Here is a 22,679-nt window from a genome sequence, read left to right as displayed (position 1 = left end):
ATTTACTTGAGAGCTTTGTATATAGTTAAGTATAACTCTTATTTTTCAGGATTTAAAACCCCTAAAATATATCCGTTAGTTAAATATTTTTTAGCTATGTTTTGAATATCTATTTTACTTAAGGCATTAATTCTATTTTCAAAATCACTTGGATCAGTAACTTCATTTTTCTGATAGTCAATGTTTTTAATAGTTCTTAGCCAAAAACGATTCTTTTTAAGATCATCCCTGTAGTCTGAAATCATTCCTTTTTTAGCTTTCATTAAGTCTTCTTCAGTTGGACCATTTTTAATAACAGAAGCAACGTGGTTAACAGAAATATTTTTAAGTTTTTCAACATTCTCGGGAGCGCAAGGGTAAGAAATTGTAAAGTTAAACCAACCGTAAGGCATTTTAGAGATTCTACCACGAGTTCTTGATGAGTATACACCACCTTCTTGTTCACGAAGTTTTTCTGTTAATTTGATAGCTACTACATCCCCTAAAATAGAAAATGCTAAAGCATCTTTTTTATTGTACTCAGCTTTTCCTTGATACGTTATTTTAACATTACTTTTTGGGGCTTTTCCTTTTTGAATTACTTTTGTGTGTTTTCCAGATTTTGGTCGGAAGTTATGTACTTTATAGTTTTCTTTTGAATTTTTGCTAGGTAAACCAGCAATATACTTCATAGCATATTCAGCTAATTTCTTTTCATCAATGTTACCAACAAAGTAAAAATTAAAATCACCAGCATCAGCAAAACGTTCTTGGTATTTTTTGTAAGCTAGGTTGTAATCTGCTTTATCATATGCTTCTGGACTCGGAAATCCTGAATAACGTGGATTACCAGCATTCATAAAATCACCCATTTCTTTTTGAAAGAAAAAATTAGGACTTGCTAATAAATTACCCAAGAAACTCTTTTGTTTATTTACAAATGATTTAAAAGCTTTTTCATCTTTATTTAAAGAGGTGAAATATAAATGAACCATTTGAAACAGGTCTTCTAGATTTTTAGGAGAAGCTGAACCTCTAAAGCCTTCACTGTAAGCACCAATGTAAGGATTTACACGAGCTATTTTACCTGACATCATTTTTGATAAATCAGTTTTAGAATATCCATTTACACCAGCCTGAGATAAAGCTCCATTAGCAAAAGTAGTAGCTTTTAAGTCACTATCACTATATAATGAAGTACCACCGAAACTAAAAGCATCAAATAAAATTTCATCATTCTTAAAATCAGTTTTCTTGTAAGTAATTTTGGCACCATTACTTAAAAATAAATTAACCGTACCTAATTTTTTATTTTTAGAAATACTAATAATTTTACCTGGTTTAGGGGATTTAGTGATTAGTGAAGTAGCAACCACTTTATCTTCATATGGTTTTAACTCTTTTGTTTTAACTTCTTTTAAAGCTTGAGTAACTTGCGATTCAGTAACTACTTTTTTAGGTTCAGTTATAACAACCACTCTGTTGTCATCGTGCAAAAAGTTTTTAATAATGTTATTTACTTCTTCTAATTTAATTGAAGGTAATAATCTTAAGTGAGCTTTATACTCCCAACTAATTCCAGGAATGGCTTCTTGTTCTAAAAAATTATTAATATACTGTCCGACAATTCTTCTAGATTCTCTTTTGTCTTTGTCTTTAAAAGCTTTTTCAATACGAGCAATTACGTTTCTTTTAGCCCTATCCAGTTCACCTGCCTGGAAACCAAAACGTTTAACTCTTTCATTTTCATTTAATAAAGCTTTTAAACCATTTAATTGACCATCAGCACTAGTCCCTGCAGTTGATTGATATGCGTTTTTCCCTCTAGCCCATGTTCCTCCATGATAACTATACCCATATACAAATGGTGGTTTTTCACTTTCTCTTAATTCACTTAATCTATTATTTAGCATTTGAGAAAATAATGATTTAACTAGTGAATTTCTGTAATCACCAATAGTAACATCAGGTTTTGCTTCATCATAATCTTTGTACATTAATTGTACCCTTGAAAATGGAGCTTCTTTATCAGCCTCAATAGCTATAAATGTTTCTTTATGGTTTTTTAAGTTAGAAACTTTTCTTTCTCTTGGGTTTTTAACAGCTGGAATCTTCTCAAAATGAGCTTTTATTTTTTGCTCTAAAATTTCAACGCTAACATCACCAACAGCAATCACAGCCATTAAGTCAGGTCGATACCAGTCTTTGTGAAAACGACGAATACTTTCATGTTTAAAAGTTTCAATACTCTTTTTAGTTCCAATAGGGAGTCTCTTTGCATATTTAGAACCGTGCATAACTTTAGGTAGATATTTTTCAAGCATACGGCTATCTGCACCTCTTCTAGAGCGATACTCTTCCAGCACCACACCACGTTCTTCATCTATATCTTTCCCGTTTAAAAGGGCTCCATGTGCCCAATCTTCAATGATTTGAAAACCTTTTTCAAGTTTTTCATTATCGTCACTAGGTATAGGTAAAATGTAAACAGTTTGATCAAAACCAGTGTATGCATTTAAATGGGCTCCAAATTTTACACCAATGGATTGTAAGTAATCTATTAAGTCATTTTTTTTAAAGTTTTTGGTACCATTAAAATTCATATGCTCCATAAAGTGAGCTACTCCTAATTGATCATCATCTTCTAGAATAGAACCAGCATTGATAGCTAATCGTAGTTCTACTTTATTAGCAGGTTTAGGATTTTGTTTAATATAATATGTAATACCGTTAGAAAGTTTTCCAATTTTTACAGAAGGGTCAGTAGGAATTGGCATTGATTTAAAACTTGCTTTTTTCTTCGTTGCTTTTTTGAATGACTGACTATGCCCGGGAAGTGTCATCAATAAAGCAAAAGAAATTGAATAAAGAATGTTTTTCATAGTGAATAAATATTTGATTAAGTAGCTAATATACATCAAATACTTTATAAACTAATTTTTTAGTTGTTAATTACTGTTAAAAATAAAAGTTTTAATTTGCACTGAAACAGTTCTTTATATGCGTGTGATATTTTTTAGACTTTAGAAATTAAAATATGATTTTATATTTCTGTTTGAATATGTTTAAAATATTATTATAAATCGGCAATTCGTTTTTTAAGTTCTACAATTCGTTTTCGTGTGCCAACAAACTCTTGATTATTTTTTAACTTAACTATGTACTTTTCATTTTCCCAACGAAAAATTTCTTTTATTTCAGTAATATTTATTATTACTGATCTATTGATTCTAAAGAAATACTTTTCACTAAGTTTTTCTTCCAGTTCAGATAAATTATATTCAACCTTAAATGCACCATCCTTCGAGTGTGCAAAATAGCTTCTTTCCTTCTTCTCAAACCATATAACTTCATGTACAGAAAATGATAACCCTCCAATTGAACTCTTTACCATAATACTCTGATTTAAAGGGTTTCTTTTGTGAATTAAATAACTCAAAAATAACATTCCATGAATACCAAGATTCATGATTACAATCACCCTAACTAAAATTAAAAAAACTCTTATTTCGTCAGTCGTTTCCGTGCCCCATGCGAAAATGTAAGTTATTATAATATAACCCAAAAATGAGAATAGTGTAGCCAATAAAACCTTACTTTCTATATATACCCACTCCCTTAAATTATTAGGTAAACTTTTCAAATTAAAATACTTCCCAATAATTTTAAAAAATTCAAAACAAATAATCAGTAAAAGAATAGATTTTATTGAATTACCTAAAAATCTTGTAAAGACAAACTCTCTACTACATATTGGTATAATATTCCAAAAAGATGAAATTATTCTTTTATGGTTACAAGAATTAATAAATTCAGGAAGCAACAAAATAAAATAACTACTTAAAACATAAAAAGGATTTCTTAAAATGGAGTAATGAATTTTCTTTTGCATTTTTTTAACACGTATTTCGCTACAATAAGTACTTATTTCATGTTTAAGAACATGTTCAGCGAAAATAGCTAAACTTTCACACTATATATTTGCTAATAAAGTTAATGTATTACTAAAAATACTACACTAAAAATTAACAAGTAAACCCAAATACAAAAAATGAATTTAGCAAAATTAAAAACTACGATTACTCTAATAATGGTATTTCTTATATCTTCTTTGTCATATAGCCAGAAAGATGTAAAAAGTGTGTTTTTTAACAAATTAAAAAATAAATACATGTTTGCAAATGATATTAAAAAATATACCGTAACGTATAAATTTAAGTCTGTTAATCCTTGGCAAAGTTATGACTATAAAAAGCCTGAAGATAAAAATAATGGCTATGGTATTTATACTATTGAAATTGATAGTGATAAGAAGGTATATTTCACACATGATAGAAGCCAGTTTCCTGGCAATTTTGTTTTTGAATTCAAACATTTTAAAAACAATAAAAAGGCAATTTTTTATGATGTAAATGGTGTTATTTCTGGTAAAAAGTTGAGGAATTTGAGGAAAAATGCTTTCGAAAATGAAAAGAAAAGAGCAGGTGAAGTATTAAGTTTTGTGAAAGTAGAGGATTTATTGAGTGGTCATAAAAGAGGGGATGACATAAAAATGAAAGTAAACAATAATAATACGCTAGTAACAATCATTCATACAACAAACGAAAAAATTATAAACACTTATACTTTCGATATAAAGTCTTTAAAATTAGTAACTTTAAAAAGTACTGAAGATGATTCAGTTGTGAATTATAAAAATTATGTTACTGAAAATGGAATTGAGTATGCCAAAGACTTAACCATATATAAATCAAAAAAATTAAATGCTAAGGTCTCTATTGAAAACTTTGAAAAAACAATAGGTATTTCTGATTCAAAATTTGCAGTACCCTTTGGATACAAACTACCTTTAACAAAACAAACAATTTCAAGTAAAATTACCCAAATAACTAATAATATTTATCTTATAAATACCACGAACAATAGTAGATTTATTCTTCTTAAAATTATTGATGATCAAATTATGGTATTTGGAGCTCCCTTATCTGATAAAATCAGTAACAAAGTTATCGGTTTAATTGAGGATAAGTTTCCTGCAAAAAGCATCAAATATGTGTTTGTTTCTCACCCTCACAATGATCATATTGGTGGTTTAGTACCTTATGTAAAAAATGGAGCTACTGTTATTGCAGATGACTATACAGTTGAAGCAATTAAGATTTTTCCAAATTTTAAGGAAACAATAAACTTATTTAGATTTAAAACAATAAAAAATAGACAAATTATTGATGGAGTACGTTTTTATGTTCTAGAAAATGAGCATAGTCTGAAACAAAGTTTTGCATATTTATCAGATGAAGAAATAATTTATGAAGGTGATTTTTTAGAAGTTCCTGCGGACAACTCTATACCTTCCCATATTTCTAATGTAGAAAAACAATTTATTGAATTTGTAAGAGAAGAGAGATTGAAAATAAAGAGAATTGTTCAGCACCATCGAAATTCAAATGTTACCGTTGATGTTATGAATAAATACTATGATATGAATTTATAGAGTATTTGTTTAAAAGCGACCTAAACAGGTCGCTTTTTAAATGCAAAGATGAAAATATTTACATTATTTTTTAGGTTTGGATATTCTTTGAAGACTAAAAACAATGTAGTTATTCAATAATCCCAAAACCCAATCAGTACCAACTGGATTTTCCAAATCTACTTTGTGTTTTAAATAATTTAAGTCTAACATTTTTTTTAATAAAGACTAAAGTAACATCTTATGTATACTAATTTTAATATTCATAAAATAAAAATAATGCATAATTTGATCATTATATAAATAAGAGAAGTAAACAAAATTTAAATAAACTGAGCTCGATAAATTATCGAGCTCAGTTTTATAAAAATTAAATATTTTCTAAGAATAAGTACTTACGTTTATTGTAAGCCAAATTTTATAGTTATTTAGATGGATATTGTTATTTAAAATCAACATACATATTATTGTAATTTGGAGTATTAGATTTTGAATCACCAACTGCTTCTAACTCGATAACTGTTTTCTTAGAAGAAAATATACGCTTCCCAGTAGTTATAAGGTCTAAGGTTCTAGCTAGTAAAGGCTCACTTTTATTACCTAAAATACCCATGTTACCATAATCTTCTGAAATATTTACAGTAGGATCGATTCCGTCTTTATCGTTATAGTTGTTTTTATTGACTATTTCAAGCACAATAGGTTGCATTGCCCAATTATGATTTGGGTTTACGTCACTTTTTGTAAAATTAGGTGAATCGTATAATGTTATAGATCCAGCATATTTTCCACTAGTTTTTGTTCCAACAGTTTTTACATTAATATGTGGTGTTAAACTATTAATAATTAATTCAGAAGCAGAAGCAGAATTTCTAGTAGTAATAAAATAAATATTGGTTAATTTTAAACTATTTATAATTTCACTATTTCCAATTTTATCAGGGAACCTATTAATAAGAGCTTCAGGATTAACAATACTCATATACTTTTTGTTCCAAATTTGTTTCGCAAAAATGTCACCGGTAAATTGACCAGTAATCATACTTGCTAGTCGAGTTGTTGTACGAACATCTCCACCACCATTATATCTTAAATCAATAATTAACTCTTTAACTCCGTCTGTTTTAAATTTAGAAAATGCTAAATTTAATTTCGAATCAAAATTAGCTGTAAAGCTATTATACATTAAGTAGCCAATTTTTTTTCCTCCCTCTTCAATAGTTTTAGCAATATGAATTGGGTTTTCAGTATAGCTACTTTTATTAAGAGTATATGTTGTTGAGTTAGTTATAGGATTACCATTGTTATAATCTGCTAAATGTATAGTGAATGAATTAGATTTTGAATATAACAAATCTCTATAATTTTTATCTGTGATAGGGGTACCATTTACTTTAGTGAAAATCATACCTCTTTTTACACCTTTATTAGCAGCATCTGTTCCAGGAATTATATATCGAACATACCCAAATACATTAGAAGAATTATTTCTGAATTTGATTAAACCAAATTCCATTCCAGTAGTTTCCGTTGTTCCTTGAAAAGATTGTTCTAAAGCAACATAGTCACTAACAATCCATGACCATTTATCAACAATATTTCTTTGGTATAATAAACTTTCAAATAGGTTTTCGGGATTGCTATAGGTTGCTAAATAATTGTTTTTTTGTTGATCAGTAGAGAATTTTCTATCGGATAAGTCAGGAATGTTTTCTTGCCATAAGTAAAATTTATTCAGACCATTCCAAATAAAAGAATTTACCCCATTATTAATTTGATTTGGTTCTTCTTTTGAGCATCCACTAAAAATAATTAAAATAAGGATTAAAACGATACTTTTTTTCATACTAATTAGTGTTAGGTAAGTTTTGTGTAATGGTTACATTTTGATTCCAATTTCTTTGAGGATTTATACTATTATATAAAAAATCAAAATTATTCGGATTACATAGAGGTATTGGACTGGAACTACCATTAGAAATATAATTGATGACCCTATTTAATATGGGGTCAGTGTTTTCTCCTAAAACCCCCAAATTTAATACGTCTTCATTTGGACAAAGCTCTATATTTGGGGCAAATCCATTGTCATACGTTTCTTTGTCTTTATTTAAAAATTTTAGAACAATAGGTTTCAAAGCAAAAGTATGTTTGATGTTTCTATTTTCAAAATCATAATCTTCAGAATTATATAGGATTATAGATCCAGTATTGTTTCCTGAAGTTTGTCTTCCTACAATATGTACATTGATATAAGGTTTTAAGCTATTAATTAATAATTCAGTAGCAGGTGATCCAGTAAATTCTTCGCCATTCAAAATAATGTATAAATCTGTTAAATTTAAACTATTAATAGCTGAATTTTTATTTAACTTATCTGTGAACGTAGTATTTAAAGAGTCAGGTTGATTAACTTCAAACCATGATTGAGCTTTAGTATTCCATTGTTCTTTAATAAAAACTTCATCTTTAAATTGTCCAGTAATCATAGATGCAATTTTAGTAATGTTTTTAGCGAAGCTTCCACCACCAATATTATAACGTAAATCAATAATTAATTCATTTACTGATTGACTTTTGAAATTTGAAAAAGTAGTGTTTAAGTCTTTTAGATAGTTGGAAGAGAAGTCATTGTTGTAAGCTAAGTAACCAATCTTATCTGTTCCATTTGTTATGACTTTTTCAAGAAAAACAGCAGGAAAATCATATTGTTGTTTTACTAGAGTTACTTTTTTTGAGTTCGGAATTACATTAGTTCCATCAAAATCAGCCATCTCTAGAGTAAGAGTGTTTTCATTTAGTAATGATAGGTAATTATCTCTTGTTAGTTGAGTGTTGTTAACGGCGTAAAAAAAGTCACCACGAGAAATACTTTTTGTGGCAGCATCTGAATTAGGTAATATATGAGTAACATAGCCTATAACATTTTTAGTAATTGATGTTTTAGCTATAATTCCGAATTCAACTCCATTGGTAACAGTATTTCTTATAGGAGTTTCTAAAGTTGTATAATCGTCTATAAGTATCGATCTGTCGTCATTAGTTTTTAACAAACTATTAAATAGGTTTTGATTGTCATTAAATCCTGATAAATATTTATATAGTTGTTGGTCAGAAGAAAAACGTCTATCTGATAAATCAGAAATTTGATCTTGCCATAAATAATACGCGTTTAATCCTTTCCATATAAAATCTTGCACTTCGATATTCTCTGGAGTAGGTTCTTTTTCGCTACAAGAAATAATAGTAAAAAGAATAAATAAGAATACAGGTATTTTAAAAAAATTCATATAGTAAGCTTTAGCTAAAAAATATAACGCAATTTAATCAATTATATTATTTTTTTTACAAATGATGTAACAAACATTATTGTGTGTCGTCGTAATTATGTAAACCTGATAATAAAAGAAAAAAAAATAGTTATAAGTTTACATAATTAATCAACTAAAACAATGAACCAATCAAACTTTTTAAAAGTTGTTTTACCATTTAAAGACAAAGTCTTTCGTTTGGCAAAAAGATTGTTAGTTTCTACAGAAGAAGCTGAAGATGCCACACAAGAGTTGTTTTTAAAGTTATGGAGAAATAAAGGAAAATTAGAAGAATATAAGAACGTTGAAGCTTTTGCTATGACAATGACAAAAAATTATTGTTTTGATAGACTAAAGTCTAAGCAAGCTGGTAATTTAACATTAGTACATAGTAATTATAAAGAAAAAGAAACTCCGTTAGAAAAGAAAGTAGAAAATAATGATACAATAAACCAAGTACATAAGCTTATAGAAAAACTACCCGAGCAACAAAAAATAATAATTCAATTAAGAGATATTGAAGAGTATGATTTTGAGGAAATATGTAAAGTGGTTGATATGAAACCGACAGCTGTAAGAGTAGCACTTTCAAGAGCAAGAAAAACAATAAGACAAGAATTAATTAAAAAACACAACTATGGAGTTAGCTAACATAGAAAAGTTATTAGATAAATATTTAAACGCAGAAACAACTTTACAAGAAGAGAAAGTGTTACAAAAATACTTTAGTAGTTACGATGTAGCACCTCATTTACAAGAGTATAGTGTTATGTTTAATTATTTTAAAGAAAGCAAAGATGTAGTTTTTACCAAAACCATTCAGTTAAAACCTGAGACAAAAAGAAAAAAGAACTGGAAATGGTTGTCAATAGCAGCATCAATAGTTTTATTATTTAGTATTTATACAGGGAAACAAAAATACGATGAGCATTTACAAAGAAAACAATTTGCCCAAATAAAAGAAGCGTTGCAAATGGTTTCAATCAATTTAAATAAAGGAAACGAAGCATTGTATGCAGTTTCAAATAACATTAACAAAGGAAGAAGTGCTATCGGACAGTTGAGTACCTATCAAAATACTTTAAATAAAGTAATAAAAACTGTAAACAATTAATAAAAAAACCAAGTAAACTAGAACCAACCAAGTACATTAAAATTTAAAGATCATGAAAAAAATAATAATTATACTAGTATTTATCTTAACATCAAGCGTAACATTCGGTCAATCAATGTTTGATAAATTAGAAGATTTAGATGGCGTTTCTGCAGTAGTAGTAACAAAAGATGCTTTCGATTTATTAAGAAAGTTTCCAGATGCACAGTCGAAAGACATGAAAATATTTAACACAGCGAAAGGGTTAAAAGAATTAAAAGTTTTTTCAACAGAAAATATGTCTATTGCTTCTGATATGGAGAAAATGGTGAATTCAGCAATTAAAAGTGGTAAAATGACCCAGCTAGTTCGTGTTAAAGATAAAGGGAATAGAGTTAAGATTTATATTAAATCTTCTAAGAATAAAGATATCGTAAACGAAGTTTTAATGTTTGTGAAAAGCAATACATCTATTAAGAATAATGATAAGCCATCATCGACAGTAATATCACTACTAGGAGAAATTAACATGAATGAGTTAGCTGAAATAGCGAATGATTACGAAAAGAAAAAATAAATATTAAAAAGTATAGCCGAAGAAATTCGGTTATACCTTTTTAGATTAATCAAACTATGATAAAAAACACGTACATATTAACAATTTTAATGTTTGCTATTTTTTTTACATCTTGTAATAAAGAGCAAAGTTTACAGGGATATTTAGTAGATACACAACAAAAAGATAATTTTTTTCGTTTAGATTTATCTGCAAGTTTATTAAGTTCTTATTTAGAAGAAAGTGCAACTTCAGAAGAAAAAGAAGTATTTAATTCTATTAAGAAAATTAATATTGCCTTTTTGCCTCAAAATAAAGCATCAGAAACTGAAATGAAGTCTGAAGCCAAAAAAATAAAAGAGGTCATGAAAAATACAGATTATAAACCATTAATAAGAGTTAATGATGATAGGGGGAAGGGAACAATTTATTATTTTGGTGAAGCTGATGCTATAAAAGAAGTAGTTGCTGTTATTTACATGAAAGATTTTGGAGTTGGCCTAGCACGAGTACTAGGAAATAAAATGAACCCTGCTAAAATGATGCAGATGTTTGAAAAAGTAAAAACAGATAAAAGCAAAGAAGGTTTAGTAAGGATTAAAGACTTTTTTAACAAAGAAATGCAAACAGATACGCTAATGATAGCACCTAATAGTTAGATACATTAAATTTAGTACAAAAAAGCCGTCGTATTTGCGATGGCTTTTTCTTTTAACTGCTCATTAACAAGCCTCCCAATAGATTTTCATATTTTTGACATTTAAACGAAAATATTTTATGAAGCTTCGAATAACATTTACGTTACTAATCATTTTTTCTACACTTAGTTTATTCTCTCAGTCAGATAAAACATATAAAGGTGAAAAAGATAAAGTTCATGATTTAATTCATACCAAATTAAAGGTTAATTTTAATTTTAAAGAAAAACAATTAAATGGTGAAGAATGGATTACTCTTAAGCCTCATTTTTATGAGACAGATAAATTAACTTTAGATGCTAAAGCTATGCTTATCCATTCAGTAATGTTGAATGGTAAAAAGTTAAATTACAATTATGATAATTATAAGTTAATTATCGATTTACAAAAAACGTATACGCGTGATGAAAAATTTACAGTTTACATAAAATATACAGCACAGCCAGAAAAAGTTAAACAAAAAGGAAGTGCAGCTATTACATCTGCAAAAGGATTATATTTTATAAACCCTACTGGTTTAGATAAAAATAAGCCTACGCAAATTTGGACACAAGGTGAAACAGAAGCAAGTAGTTGCTGGTTTCCAACCATTGATGCTCCTAATCAAAAAACATCACAAGAAATTTACATTACAGTACCTAAAAAGTATGTCACTTTATCTAATGGGAAGTTAGAAAATCAGATAGAAAATAGCAATGGTACTCGAACAGATTATTGGAATTTTACACAAAAGCATGCTCCTTATTTATTTTTTATGGGAGTAGGCGAGTATGAAGTGATTAAGGATACTTATAACAATATTCCTGTTAATTATTATGTTGAAAAAAAATATGCCCCATTTGCAAAACAAATCTTTGGAAATACACCAGAGATGTTGGCTTTTTTTTCAAAAATTACAGGCATTGAATATCCATGGAATAAATACGCGCAAATTGTAGGGAGAGAATATGTTAGTGGCGCTATGGAAAATACAACAGCAGTAATTCATGGTGAGCAAGCATATCAAATGCCAGGTCAATTAATTGATGAGAATACACATGAAAATACAATTGCCCATGAAGCTTTTCATCATTGGTTTGGTAATTTAGTCACTGCTGAGAGCTGGAGTAACTTAACAGTTAATGAAAGTTTTGCAAACTACAGTGAGTATTTATGGTTAGAACATAAATATGGTAAAGATGAAGCTGAAGCTCATTTATTAGAGGATAGAGAAGCTTATAAAAATGGACAGAATTTTGATAAACATTTAGTTCGTTTTGATTATGATCATAGAGAAGATATGTTTGATGCTGTTAGTTATAATAAAGGAGGCTCAATTTTACACATGTTGAAAAACTATTTAGGAGACGATGCTTTTTTTGAAGGAATCAATAAATATTTAACTCAAAATAAATATAAAACAGGTGAGGTGCATCAATTGCGTTTAGCTTTTGAAGATGTTACTGGTAAAGATCTAAATTGGTTTTTTAATCAATGGTATTTTAATAGTGGGCATCCGAAATTAAATATATCATATGATTATAACAAGTTACGTAAAACAGTAACTATTAATATTATCCAAGAGCAAGCTAATGAGTTTAAGTTTCCTTTGGCTATTGATGTTTTTGAAGGAAGTAGAAAAACACGTCATAAGGTTTTTGTTAATGGTAAAGATGCATCTTTTACCTTTCCGTTTATTGAGCATCCTAGTTTAATACAGGTCAACTCTGATGGTGTTTTATTGTGCGATATTGAAGAAAATAAAATTTTGAGTGATTATATTCATCAATTAAAATATGCTGATAACTATGCACACAAAAAAGAAGCTTTATTAGAGGTATCTAAAAAGCAAGATGATAAAAAAGCATTCAAAGCAATTGCCGATGCGATGGATGATGATTTTTATAAAATTAGGATTCTAGCTTTAGAGAACATTAATTTAATAAATAAATATTCAAAGAAAACAGTAATAACTAAGATTAAGCAAATAGCAATGCAAGATACTAAAACACTAGTGCAAGCTGCAGCTATTGAAACATTAGGTAAATTAACAGACCCTGAATTAAAGCCTGTTTTTGATAAAGGACTACAAAGTAAGTCATATGCTGTTTTAGGGAAGTCATTGGTAGCAATGTATTATGTTGATAAACAGCTAGCCATACAAAAGTCTAAAACATTACCATTAGAAGTAAAAAATATAATTGCAACTCCTTTGACACGAATATATTTAGAAGAAAATGATGAGGATGAATTAAATTTTATTGCAAGTAATGTAATGTCGGGTATGTTTTTGAGTCAAAATAGGAAGATTCAATCATTGTATAAAAAAGCGTATGACAAGATTGCAAAGAGTAATAATAGTAAAGCAATAAGAAATTTATCGAATGATATTGTGGCTAAAGGAATTCAATATAAACAATATAGTTTTGATACGGTAGGAGTTAATTTATTGCGTCAAATGGTTCAAATGCAGAAAAAATCGAACCACCCAACTAAATATCAAAACATAGAAGTTATCAAAACTGCTATGGCTAAATTATTAGAGTAATTAAAGTTGTAATTTTAAAAAATGAATTTTTGAATCCGGAATAAATAATAAAATAAAAGTAAAATAATGAAAGGTTTAAAATTAGTTGTAGCATTTTTAGTACTGGCAATTTGTTTTAGTTTTAAAGCAATAAAAAAAGTATCTAAAAAGGAAATTAAAGAAACTCAAAAATTAGAAGTAGCATATTTTGCTAGCGGTTGTTTTTGGTGTGTTGAGGCGGTTTTTGAAAGTGTAAAGGGGGTAGAAGAAGCTGTTTCTGGTTATTCAGGAGGATTTACTAAAAACCCAACGTATCAAAAAATAGGAACAGGAAGAACTGGACATGCAGAAGCAGTAGCAGTTTATTACAATCCTAAAAAAGTAAGTTTTAAAACGTTGGTAACTGTTTTTTTTGGTTCTCAGGATCCAACAACGGTTAATGGGCAACATCCTGATTATGGATCACAATACAGGTCTATTGCTTTTTATCAAAATCAAGATGAGAAAAAAATAATTGAGAGTACAATAGATAAACTTAATAAAGAGGTTTACGATGGTAAAATAGCTACCGAGGTAATAAAATTTAAGAAGTTTTATAAAGCTGAAGAGTATCATCAAGATTATGAACGATTGCATCCTGAAAATTCTTATGTAAAAAACGTTTCAATACCAAGATTAAACCGTTTTAAAAGAAAATTTCCCCATTTACTAAAATAAGACTTACAATATACTTACAAAAACAGCGATTACTAATTTGTTGGTAACCGCTGTTTTTATATGTAAATAAATAATATTATTTTTTTCTATACCAATAAGCAGTTCTGCCTAATAAAGAAAAACCGATATACCCTCTTATTTTAAGTTTATCTTTTCCGCTTAATTTAATGTAACATTTATATTCTTTTCCATTTTTAGGATCTAAAATTTTACCCCCATTCCATTCGTTTCCATCTTTTTTTAAGCCTGATAAAATATTCATACCTAAAATAGCTTTATTTTTTTGCTTACCTGTACATTTATCACAAACAGCGGTTTGCCTATTTTTATCAGTAATTTCAATAATTTTAGCATATGCTTTTCCATTTTTTTCATAAACTTCAATAACGCTATCTACCTTGTTTGTTTCTTCATCTCTATTTTCCCATTTACCAAAAATAGATTGAGCGTTAATGTTTGTAAATATTAAGATTAGAATAAAAGTAAGAAGTGATTTTTTCATTTTTGTATGTTTATTATATGTGTTTTGTAAATATTAAATCCTATGAATTATTATATTTATTTAGATTTTCATTAATAAAAGTAATGAGCATATAAAAGCTATGAATTCAAAAGTAATTCTGCTCCAATGCCATTTTCCCCATTTTATTAATTCTTCTTTAAGTTTTTTATTATGAATACTTCTTTCAGAAAAATTCTTGTTAGTTTTTCGAAAGTACAAAAAATAGGTTAAAAAAAAAGCGATTACAGAAAAGCCCATAATCCCTAATAGAAGGTAGTTGTTGTTTTTTTGGTAAATAATATAAACTCCAATAGTAATTAAAGGAAAAAACACTGCCATAATGGTTAAGGGAGCAAAAAAACGGTGAATTTTTTTTCCATATATTTTATGTAATTTAAAAAAATCATCTTCTTTTAAGTTTTTCCAGTATGGAACTAAAAGAAAGGCTTCGGCAATTTGAGCACCAAGAAATACCCCTAATACCACACTAGATAATAATAGAAGTATAGCCATTATTTATAAATTTTAGTTTTTAAATTTTTAAAATTAATGAGTTTTGTTTTAGTTATACTCAAATAATATTTATGAATGCTGGAAGGTAATAAGTACTTCATTTTAATAATTGTTTTTAAATTTATGATAGAGCAAAATTGAACTATCTTTTTATCTATTTCAATTACATATGTACATAAATCATGGTTGAAGCATTTTTTTACGGATCCTACTTAATTGAGTAGGAGATATCCCTAGATAAGAAGCAATATAATATTGAGGGATCAAAGATTCTAGAGAAGGAAATTCCTTTCTCATAATTAAGTATCGTTTATCAGCATCAAGAAGAGCCATTTCTATTTCTTTTTTTTCTTTTTCTAAAAAATAAAGCTCCGCTATTTTTCTACCTAATCGTTCTATTTCATGAAAATCGTTATATAGCCCCTCAATTCTTTTATAATCAGCTACTAGAATCTTACAATCGGTTAATGCTTGTTGTGCAATAGTATTAGGTTGTTTAAGAAGTAATGATGTGTATGCACCAATTATAGAAGGACCAATGAAAAATTGCTTATTGTATTCTTTTCCTTTTTCATTAAAAAAATATGCTCGTATAATTCCTTCTTGTAAGAAGCCAATTTTACGAGCATATTCTCCTTTACGAACAAAAAAATCTTTTTTTTGTAATTCAGCAGGCGTAAAGCATTTCTCTAGTTCCTGAAATACATCTTCATTAAGATTACTAATGTTATTTATGTACTCTTTAAGTTTATTCATTCTAGGCTATTACTTAGAAAAAATACTTTTAATCATATTGAGCATCAAAATTATCATCCCATTTTTTTTGTACTCTCATCACTTGTTCAATAATATCTCTAGCACAACCTTCACCACCTTTTTTATCAGAAATATATTTGGCTACTTGCTGAATTTCTCTTGCGCCATCACTAGGACTACATGGCATCCCTACAAGCTTCATAACAGGATAATCAGGAATGTCATCACCCATGTATAGCACATTTTCAGGATTTAAATTGTATTTGCTAACCAATTCATTGTACTGTTCAGTTTTATTATGTGCACCTAAATAAATATCAGTAATACCAAGGTTTGATAGTCTTGTTCTAACTCCTTCGTTTTTTCCTCCAGAAATAATACAAACTTTAAAACCAGCTTTTACGGCTGCTTTTAAAGCGTATCCATCTTTAATATTCATATTTCTAATTAATTGTCCATCTGGCATAACGGTAACAATTCCATTAGTTAATACTCCGTCAACATCAAAAATTAATGTATCAATTTGAGGTAGTATTTCTTTATAACTTTTTTCCATTTATAATCGACTCTGTTAATATTGTATAAATTTCTTGTTGCTTATTACTTAGCAAATCTAAGTGATTTTTTATTGTTTCAGTATCATTTCTTTTAGCTGGACCAGTTTGTGCATCTTGTGGAGAAAGTTTTTGTATTTTTAAAGCTGTTTCTTCAATTAATGGATGCAGAATTTCAAAAGGAACACTGTATGCATCACAAATATCACTCCCTATTGAATATAAGTAGTTTACAAAGTTGTTTACAAATACAGCGGCTACATGAAGATGTTTTCTTTGCTCAGAATTTATGAAATATATTTTTTTACCAATAGATAATGCTAGTGTTTCTAAAATTTTTGAATCGCTTTTATTTTCAGCTTCTAAACAAAAAGGGATTGTATCAAAATTTACTTTTTTATCTTTTGAAAAACTTTGTAGTAAATAAAAAACACCTTTTCGTCCGGTATTCTTTAGAGAGTTTATAGAAACACTACCAGAAGTATGAACTACTAAACCTTTGGTTTTTATTTTTGAAGAAATAGTACTGATAGCATCATCAGATACAGCAATAATATAAACATCGGCTTCTTTTATAGACTCTATATTATTTGTTATGGAAATAGAATCTTTTAAATGAGTTATTTGTTTAATATTTCTTGCATATACTTGAATTAATCGTATTTCAGTTTTTGATAAAAAAGTATTTATTAAATGGTTTGCAACATTTCCAGCTCCTAGGATTACGACTCTAATCATAATAACGAAGATATTGATTTTATTTGTAGTCTTTAAATTATTTTTTTGCATATTTGCGCTATGATTGTTTAAGTTTTACTTCGTACATACTAGTCAAGAAAGAGCCTTTTATTGAAAGGTCCTTATTATTTCGTTTAAACTTTATTTAGAATGACTGAAAACAATCAATTTTCAAAACAACAAATATTTTCATTTTTTAAAGATGCTGTATTAGGAAGACAGCAAGATTTTACTGAAGGAAGCATAAAAAAAGCGGTTTTTATGTTAGCTATTCCAATGATACTTGAAATGTTAATGGAATCCATTTTTGCCTTAGTAGATATTATTTATGTATCAAGAGTAAGTGTAAACGCTGTAGCCACTGTAGGTCTTACAGAATCAGTTTTAACTTTAGTTTATGCAGTCGCTATAGGCTTAAGCATGTCTGCTACTGCTTTAATAGCGAGAAGAACTGGAGAAAAGGATACAGTAGCCGCAAATCAAACTGCTGTACAAGTTATTATTTTAGGTATAGGTTTATCTATACTAATTGGTATTGTAGGAATTGTATACCCAAAAGAAATTCTTGTATTAATGGGAGGTACTCCTAATTTAATAGAAGAAGGTGCGGGCTATACTAGAGTAATGTTAGGAGGAAACATTACAGTAATGTTACTTTTTTTGATTAATGCCATATTTAGGGGAGCAGGAAATGCTTCTATAGCAATGTGGACATTAATTTTATCAAACGGGTTAAATATTATATTAGATCCTATTTTTATTTTTGGATTAGGACCTATACCTGCTTATGGAGTTGAAGGAGCAGCAATTGCAACAACAATGGGTAGAGGAGTAGCGGTAGTAACTCAATTGTTAATTTTATTTTTTGGACAAGGAAAAATAAAGTTAGTTGTAAAAGATGTGGTATTAAATATTACCTTACTTTTTAATATTCTTAAAGTTTCACTTGGAGGTATTGGACAATTTATAATTGGAACTTCAAGTTGGGTGTTTTTGATGAGAATAATGTCAGAATTTGGTAGTGAAGTATTAGCTGGTTATACTATTGCTATACGAATAATGATGTTTACATTAATGCCAGCTTGGGGAATGAGTAATGCTGCTGCAACGTTAGTAGGACAAAATTTAGGGGCTAATAAACCTAATAGAGCTGAACAATCAGTTTGGATCACTAGTAAATATTGCGCTTATTTTATGGGAACTGTTTCTGTAGTTTATATGTTTTTTGCATCTACTTTTTTAGGGTGGTTTTCTGAAAATTCTGAAGTAGTTAGAAATGGAACATTATGTCTACAAGTAATCGCAGCGGGCTATATTGCTTATGCCTACGGGTTGGTAGTAATTCAATCATTTAATGGTTCAGGAGATACTAAAACACCAACATTAATAAATTTTGTTTGCTTTTGGTTGTTTCAGCTTCCTTTTGCTTACTTAATGGCTTTTACATTTGATTTTGGACCTCAAGGAGTATTTTGGGCAATTACATTGGCTGAAGTATTAATAGCAATTATAGGAATATGGCTTTTCAAAAAAGGAAAATGGAAAGGAGTGAAGATATAATGTAGTTTTTGTAAATTTAGCTATTAAAGTTTTTCAAATGAATAAAAAAAATAATCTAGGAATAAATACGATTTGCACACATGTAGGGGAAATAAAGGATGAGCAATTTAAAGGAGCCATCTCACCTTTATACATGTCTAGCTCATATCAGTTTGATAATGTTGATATCAAGAGATATCCAAGATATTTTAATACCCCAAATCAAGAAGCTTTGTGTAAAAAAATTGCTGCTTTAGAAAAAACTGAAGATGCATTGATTTTTGGTTCGGGTATGGCAGCAATAAGTACTACCTTATTAGCTTTTTTAAAACAAGGAGATCATGTTGTTTTACAAGAAACCTTATATGGAGGAACGTATAATTTTGTAGTAGAGGAGTTTGATAAATTTGGAATAGAATATTCTTTTACAAAAAGTTTAGCTATTGAAGATTTTAAAAATCAAATAAAAAAGAACACACGCGTAATTTTTATAGAAACTCCTTCTAATCCATTATTAAAAATTGTAGATATTAGTGGGGTATCAATTTTAGCAAAGAAACATGGAATTATTACCATGATTGATAATACATTTGCATCTCCTATAAACCAAACTCCAATAGATTTTGGTATTGACATAATGATTCATTCAGCAACAAAATATATGGGAGGACATTAAGATATTTTAGCTGGTGTAGTTGCTGCTTCTGAGGAGCATGTGAAGAAAATTTGGGACATTGCAAAAAACCTTGGAGGTAGTTTAAGCGACTTTACAGTTTGGATGTTAGAACGAAGTTTGAAAACATTGAATTTACGTGTAAAAAGACAAAGTAAGAATGCACTAAAAATGGCAAAGTATTTAGAAAGTAATAAAGATATAGACATTGTATATTATCCAGGATTAAAAACACATAAAAACTATAAATTAGCAAAAACTCAAATGAAATATTTTGGAGGTATGTTATCTTTTGAACTAAAGAAGGAAATAGATTCGATGAAATTTCAGCGTAATTTAAGGTTAATAAAAGCATCTATGAGTTTAGCAGGAGTTGAAAGTACGGTCTTAAGTCCTTCACAAACTTCACATGCTTTGCTTACAAAAGAAGAGAGAGAGAGTCAAGGTATAAGAGATGGATTAATTCGTTTTTCTGTGGGAATAGAAGAAACAGAAGATTTAATAGAAGATATAGAACAAGCTTTACATAATACAAAAATATGAAATTAGACATATTAGCATTTGGAGCTCATCCAGATGATGTAGAATTAGGTTGCGGTGCAACTATTGCCAAGGAAATATCCTTAGGTAAAAAAGTAGGAATAGTTGATTTAACTCGTGGAGAGTTAGGAACAAGAGGTTCTGCTGATATAAGAGATCAAGAAGCGGCAGATGCAGCAAGGATTTTAGGAGTATCTGTTAGAAATAATTTACAATTTTCTGATGGTTTTTTTAAAAACGATGAAGAACATCAGTTAGAAGTGATTAAAATGATTAGAAAGTATCAACCAGAAATCGTTTTATGCAATGCTGTTGATGATAGGCATATTGATCACCCTAAAGGAAGTAAATTAGTTTCGGATGCTTGTTTTTTAAGTGGGTTATTAAAAATAGAAACAAGTATTGAAGGAGTTAAGCAAGAAAAATGGAGGCCTAAACAGGTATATCATTACATACAATGGAAAAACATAGAACCTGATTTTGTTATTGATGTAACTGGTTTTATGGATAAGAAGATAGCTTCTGTAATGGCATACTCATCTCAATTTTATGACCCCAAGAGTATTGAGCCAGAAACGCCAATAACTAGTAAAAATTTTACGGATAGTGTTGATTATAGAGCTAGAGACCTAGGAAGGTTAATAGGAGTTGATTTTGCAGAAGGCTTTACATCAGAACGTTACGTGGCTGCTGAAAATTTAAGTAAATTTATTTAAAAAAAAGTTTTGTAGATATTAGAAACAGTCTTATATTTGCACTCGCAATTCAAATGGTGGTTGTAGCTCAGTTGGTTAGAGCATCGGTTTGTGGTACCGAGGGTCGCGGGTTCGAATCCCGTCTTCCACCCAAAACAAGAGTCCCTGTAAACACAGGGACTTTTTTGTTTTTTACAATCCTGCATGATCTACATTTTAAACAAACGTGCAAAAGAAATGTAAGTAAAAAATGAAGAAAATTATTTCACTTTCTAGTGACTGATCAGTCACTTATCAACCATAACTCTTAATAATTGTAAAACTGGAAGGAGAAAAATATTTTAAATGAAGGTGATAGCAAAATTTACATTAGATGTTTGACTTTAATTATATCAGTATAAAGGATAATAATTCATATTCACATATTAAAAAATATAGAAAGTCTTATAAAAAGAAATCAAAACTTCTTAATGAAGATGTGTTTCTTAGGTTTAAACTTTAAGTCAATATATATTAAAAATATAAAAGAAAGGAGCAGTAATAGCTCCTTTCTGTTTACTTATTACTAAGTCCCCCCAGACTTAATTAATTAAAACAAAAATAGATAGATTATTTTTTCTTATTAAATTAAGTTAATAGATAAATCTTATTTTAAAATAAGTTAAAACATTTATGAAAAGTACAATCTATTGATATTGCTTCGGATTTGTGCCTAGTTACTTTTTATTAATAAGCAATACTATATCCAAAGGTTAAAATTGTTTAATAAAAAAAGGAGCTAAACAGCTCCTTTTCGAAACAATAGTTTAAAACCCTTCTAAAAATTCTAATTATTATTGTTTTAATTACTGCAAATATTGTAAGAAATTATAAGGTAAAAAATAAGTAAAATACTGGTTTTTTTAGTACTGAAAAACCAATGCTTTAGTAAGTGAAAAGCTTGAAAAGTTGTTGAATATAGTAGTATTTTAAAACTGCGTATTTAATTTATGTACTATTTTTTAGAAGGGTTGTATTGTGTTAATACGCAGTATGTTAATTTTTGTTAAATATTACTTTACTAAATAACATCTTTTAATAAATAAAAACAATACACCAAAAGCTGAATTTTAGACAAGCAAAAGTACTTAGTTAATTAAGTATAAATAGGTATTTATAGGAATTAAAAAATTAGTTAGTTGTAGTTTTTATCCCTTTAGAAGACGAAAGATTTTTTGATGTAATTTTGGTATTTGAAAATTATGAGTACCATCATTTTTAAGTTTGTGATAAGAAGAACAAAAGATTTGTTTACTTAAAAGTCAGAATTTGATAAAAAGTTTTTAAAAAAACATACCTTAACAAATTAAAGATAAAAGGAATATAACTTCCTTTTAACTGGAAAAATTATTGTATTAATTAGAACTTTGTTCTCTATATAACGAATTGTGCCCATACAGGGATTTCAATACGGAATGAAAAATTTAATCTTGATTATTCTACCTATTTTAGCATTTGTTTACCAAATTAAACAAGATATAAAAGAACATCAGAAACAAGTGATTGAAAACTATATAAAATCTTACAATGATTTTGATAGTAGTGGAATGACAAAAAGTTTGACTGATAATGTTATTTTTGAGAATATTTCAAATGGGAATTTGAATTTTAGAACTGAATGAAATAAAGAATTCTCAAAACAAGCGGAATCGGCAAAACAGTATTTTAAGAATCGAAAGCAGATTATTGAGGTTTGGGACTTTAATAATTCAAAAGCAGTTTTGGCAATCGAATTTATTTAACGGACTGAAAACTGGCGACATTCTTGAGTTGAATGGTGAATCGGAGTTTGAATTT

The 22,679-nt window shown here is 28.4% G+C and carries 20 protein-coding genes, 1 tRNA gene and 1 pseudogene; 12 read left to right on the top strand and 10 right to left on the bottom strand.

The features are described from left to right. Window positions 1-38: 38 nt before the first annotated feature. Window positions 39-2,861: a M16 family metallopeptidase gene (locus ACMFBB_RS02980; RefSeq protein WP_435262974.1), complete on the bottom strand. Its 2,823-nt coding sequence runs from the start codon at window positions 2,859-2,861 to the stop codon at window positions 39-41. Between the two features lie 194 nt (window positions 2,862-3,055). After that, window positions 3,056-3,871, bottom strand: a complete 816-nt coding sequence (locus ACMFBB_RS02975; protein ID WP_435262973.1) for a LytTR family DNA-binding domain-containing protein — start codon at window positions 3,869-3,871, stop codon at window positions 3,056-3,058. 159 nt (window positions 3,872-4,030) lie between these two features. On the opposite strand from ACMFBB_RS02975, the gene ACMFBB_RS02970 reads away from it, so the two are divergent. Further along, the gene (locus ACMFBB_RS02970; protein WP_435262972.1) at window positions 4,031-5,473 is read left to right on the top strand and encodes an MBL fold metallo-hydrolase; all 1,443 of its coding nucleotides are present in this window, start codon (window positions 4,031-4,033) and stop codon (window positions 5,471-5,473) included. Window positions 5,474-5,536: 63 nt separating this feature from the next. On the opposite strand, the gene ACMFBB_RS02965 is transcribed toward ACMFBB_RS02970, so the two are convergent. From ACMFBB_RS02965 to ACMFBB_RS02955, 3 genes are all read right to left on the bottom strand, one after another. Next, window positions 5,537-5,665, bottom strand: a complete 129-nt coding sequence (locus ACMFBB_RS02965; protein WP_435262971.1) for a hypothetical protein — start codon at window positions 5,663-5,665, stop codon at window positions 5,537-5,539. Between the two features lie 229 nt (window positions 5,666-5,894). Further along, window positions 5,895-7,298 (bottom strand): S41 family peptidase, encoded by a 1,404-nt coding sequence (locus ACMFBB_RS02960; RefSeq protein WP_435262970.1) that lies wholly within the window; start codon window positions 7,296-7,298, stop codon window positions 5,895-5,897. A 1-nt stretch (window position 7,299) separates the two neighbouring features. Then, window positions 7,300-8,742, bottom strand: a complete 1,443-nt coding sequence (locus ACMFBB_RS02955) for a S41 family peptidase (RefSeq protein WP_435262969.1) — start codon at window positions 8,740-8,742, stop codon at window positions 7,300-7,302. Window positions 8,743-8,904: 162 nt separating this feature from the next. Here ACMFBB_RS02955 and ACMFBB_RS02950 point away from each other — a divergent pair, with 162 nt between their 5' ends. The 6 genes from ACMFBB_RS02950 to msrA all read left to right on the top strand — a co-directional run bounded on the left by ACMFBB_RS02950 (window position 8,905) and on the right by msrA (window position 14,333). Next, complete coding sequence (locus tag ACMFBB_RS02950; protein WP_435262968.1) at window positions 8,905-9,414, top strand: RNA polymerase sigma factor; 510 nt, start codon at window positions 8,905-8,907, stop codon at window positions 9,412-9,414. Continuing rightward, entirely contained in the window at window positions 9,401-9,877 is a 477-nt protein-coding gene (locus ACMFBB_RS02945) for a hypothetical protein (RefSeq protein ID WP_435262967.1), read from the top strand. The genes ACMFBB_RS02950 and ACMFBB_RS02945 overlap by 14 nt, the downstream gene beginning before the upstream one ends. A gap of 52 nt (window positions 9,878-9,929) precedes the next feature. Next, on the top strand, window positions 9,930-10,433 hold the full coding sequence (locus ACMFBB_RS02940; protein WP_435262966.1) for a DUF4252 domain-containing protein: 504 nt from the start codon (window positions 9,930-9,932) through the stop codon (window positions 10,431-10,433). 56 nt (window positions 10,434-10,489) lie between these two features. Further along, window positions 10,490-11,071, top strand: a complete 582-nt coding sequence (locus tag ACMFBB_RS02935; protein WP_435262965.1) for a DUF4252 domain-containing protein — start codon at window positions 10,490-10,492, stop codon at window positions 11,069-11,071. A gap of 118 nt (window positions 11,072-11,189) precedes the next feature. Further along, entirely contained in the window at window positions 11,190-13,637 is a 2,448-nt protein-coding gene (locus ACMFBB_RS02930; RefSeq protein ID WP_435262964.1) for a M1 family aminopeptidase, read from the top strand. A gap of 66 nt (window positions 13,638-13,703) precedes the next feature. Next, entirely contained in the window at window positions 13,704-14,333 is a 630-nt protein-coding gene (gene msrA, locus ACMFBB_RS02925; protein ID WP_435262963.1) for a peptide-methionine (S)-S-oxide reductase MsrA, read from the top strand. Window positions 14,334-14,409: 76 nt separating this feature from the next. Here the strand turns inward: msrA and ACMFBB_RS02920 are convergent, their stop codons facing one another. From ACMFBB_RS02920 to ACMFBB_RS02900, 5 genes are all read right to left on the bottom strand, one after another. Beyond that, on the bottom strand, window positions 14,410-14,835 hold the full coding sequence (locus ACMFBB_RS02920; protein WP_435262962.1) for a DUF2147 domain-containing protein: 426 nt from the start codon (window positions 14,833-14,835) through the stop codon (window positions 14,410-14,412). Between the two features lie 60 nt (window positions 14,836-14,895). After that, a complete protein-coding gene (locus ACMFBB_RS02915; protein WP_435262961.1) occupies window positions 14,896-15,348 on the bottom strand; it encodes a hypothetical protein in 453 nt (150 codons plus the stop codon). 180 nt (window positions 15,349-15,528) lie between these two features. Continuing rightward, window positions 15,529-16,104: a Crp/Fnr family transcriptional regulator gene (locus ACMFBB_RS02910; RefSeq protein WP_435262960.1), complete on the bottom strand. Its 576-nt coding sequence runs from the start codon at window positions 16,102-16,104 to the stop codon at window positions 15,529-15,531. Window positions 16,105-16,132: 28 nt separating this feature from the next. After that, complete coding sequence (locus ACMFBB_RS02905) at window positions 16,133-16,660, bottom strand: KdsC family phosphatase (protein ID WP_435262959.1); 528 nt, start codon at window positions 16,658-16,660, stop codon at window positions 16,133-16,135. Further along, window positions 16,644-17,396: a Rossmann-like and DUF2520 domain-containing protein gene (locus ACMFBB_RS02900; RefSeq protein WP_435262958.1), complete on the bottom strand. Its 753-nt coding sequence runs from the start codon at window positions 17,394-17,396 to the stop codon at window positions 16,644-16,646. The genes ACMFBB_RS02905 and ACMFBB_RS02900 overlap by 17 nt, the downstream gene beginning before the upstream one ends. Window positions 17,397-17,546: 150 nt before the next feature. On the opposite strand from ACMFBB_RS02900, the gene ACMFBB_RS02895 reads away from it, so the two are divergent. The 5 genes and pseudogenes from ACMFBB_RS02895 (at window position 17,547) to ACMFBB_RS02875 (ending at window position 22,504) form a co-directional block, all read left to right on the top strand. After that, entirely contained in the window at window positions 17,547-18,956 is a 1,410-nt protein-coding gene (locus ACMFBB_RS02895) for an MATE family efflux transporter (RefSeq protein ID WP_435262957.1), read from the top strand. Window positions 18,957-18,993: 37 nt separating this feature from the next. Then, a pseudogene (locus tag ACMFBB_RS02890) lies at window positions 18,994-20,151 on the top strand (trans-sulfuration enzyme family protein). Further along, complete coding sequence (gene bshB1 / locus ACMFBB_RS02885; RefSeq protein WP_435262956.1) at window positions 20,148-20,864, top strand: bacillithiol biosynthesis deacetylase BshB1; 717 nt, start codon at window positions 20,148-20,150, stop codon at window positions 20,862-20,864. The pseudogene ACMFBB_RS02890 and the gene bshB1 overlap by 4 nt, the downstream one beginning before the upstream one ends. A 55-nt stretch (window positions 20,865-20,919) precedes the next feature. Further along, window positions 20,920-20,995 (top strand) — tRNA-His (locus ACMFBB_RS02880). Between the two features lie 1,302 nt (window positions 20,996-22,297). Beyond that, complete coding sequence (locus tag ACMFBB_RS02875) at window positions 22,298-22,504, top strand: hypothetical protein (RefSeq protein WP_435262955.1); 207 nt, start codon at window positions 22,298-22,300, stop codon at window positions 22,502-22,504. The last annotated feature ends 175 nt before the right edge of the window (window positions 22,505-22,679 follow it).

It is taken from the genome of Tenacibaculum sp. nBUS_03 (assembly GCF_051201695.1).
Lineage (GTDB): Bacteria > Bacteroidota > Bacteroidia > Flavobacteriales > Flavobacteriaceae > Polaribacter.
The sequence above is the reverse complement of the archived record's forward strand: the minus strand, read 5'-3'. Positions and strand labels throughout refer to the sequence as shown.

What these genes read in the sequence shown, in the direction of transcription:
- ACMFBB_RS02910 (WP_435262960.1), bottom strand. Translation starts at nt 16,104, where the DNA reads ATGAATAAACTTAAAGAGTACATAAATAACATTAGTAATCTTAATGAA.
- ACMFBB_RS02980 (WP_435262974.1), bottom strand. Translation starts at nt 2,861, where the DNA reads ATGAAAAACATTCTTTATTCAATTTCTTTTGCTTTATTGATGACACTT.
- ACMFBB_RS02935 (WP_435262965.1), top strand. Translation starts at nt 10,490, where the DNA reads ATGATAAAAAACACGTACATATTAACAATTTTAATGTTTGCTATTTTT.
- bshB1 (WP_435262956.1), top strand. Translation starts at nt 20,148, where the DNA reads ATGAAATTAGACATATTAGCATTTGGAGCTCATCCAGATGATGTAGAA.
- ACMFBB_RS02955 (WP_435262969.1), bottom strand. Translation starts at nt 8,742, where the DNA reads ATGAATTTTTTTAAAATACCTGTATTCTTATTTATTCTTTTTACTATT.
- ACMFBB_RS02950 (WP_435262968.1), top strand. Translation starts at nt 8,905, where the DNA reads ATGAACCAATCAAACTTTTTAAAAGTTGTTTTACCATTTAAAGACAAA.
- ACMFBB_RS02895 (WP_435262957.1), top strand. Translation starts at nt 17,547, where the DNA reads ATGACTGAAAACAATCAATTTTCAAAACAACAAATATTTTCATTTTTT.
- ACMFBB_RS02915 (WP_435262961.1), bottom strand. Translation starts at nt 15,348, where the DNA reads ATGGCTATACTTCTATTATTATCTAGTGTGGTATTAGGGGTATTTCTT.
- ACMFBB_RS02945 (WP_435262967.1), top strand. Translation starts at nt 9,401, where the DNA reads ATGGAGTTAGCTAACATAGAAAAGTTATTAGATAAATATTTAAACGCA.
- ACMFBB_RS02940 (WP_435262966.1), top strand. Translation starts at nt 9,930, where the DNA reads ATGAAAAAAATAATAATTATACTAGTATTTATCTTAACATCAAGCGTA.
- ACMFBB_RS02930 (WP_435262964.1), top strand. Translation starts at nt 11,190, where the DNA reads ATGAAGCTTCGAATAACATTTACGTTACTAATCATTTTTTCTACACTT.
- ACMFBB_RS02875 (WP_435262955.1), top strand. Translation starts at nt 22,298, where the DNA reads ATGAAAAATTTAATCTTGATTATTCTACCTATTTTAGCATTTGTTTAC.
- ACMFBB_RS02920 (WP_435262962.1), bottom strand. Translation starts at nt 14,835, where the DNA reads ATGAAAAAATCACTTCTTACTTTTATTCTAATCTTAATATTTACAAAC.
- ACMFBB_RS02905 (WP_435262959.1), bottom strand. Translation starts at nt 16,660, where the DNA reads ATGGAAAAAAGTTATAAAGAAATACTACCTCAAATTGATACATTAATT.
- msrA (WP_435262963.1), top strand. Translation starts at nt 13,704, where the DNA reads ATGAAAGGTTTAAAATTAGTTGTAGCATTTTTAGTACTGGCAATTTGT.
- ACMFBB_RS02970 (WP_435262972.1), top strand. Translation starts at nt 4,031, where the DNA reads ATGAATTTAGCAAAATTAAAAACTACGATTACTCTAATAATGGTATTT.
- ACMFBB_RS02960 (WP_435262970.1), bottom strand. Translation starts at nt 7,298, where the DNA reads ATGAAAAAAAGTATCGTTTTAATCCTTATTTTAATTATTTTTAGTGGA.
- ACMFBB_RS02975 (WP_435262973.1), bottom strand. Translation starts at nt 3,871, where the DNA reads ATGCAAAAGAAAATTCATTACTCCATTTTAAGAAATCCTTTTTATGTT.
- ACMFBB_RS02965 (WP_435262971.1), bottom strand. Translation starts at nt 5,665, where the DNA reads ATGTTAGACTTAAATTATTTAAAACACAAAGTAGATTTGGAAAATCCA.
- ACMFBB_RS02900 (WP_435262958.1), bottom strand. Translation starts at nt 17,396, where the DNA reads ATGATTAGAGTCGTAATCCTAGGAGCTGGAAATGTTGCAAACCATTTA.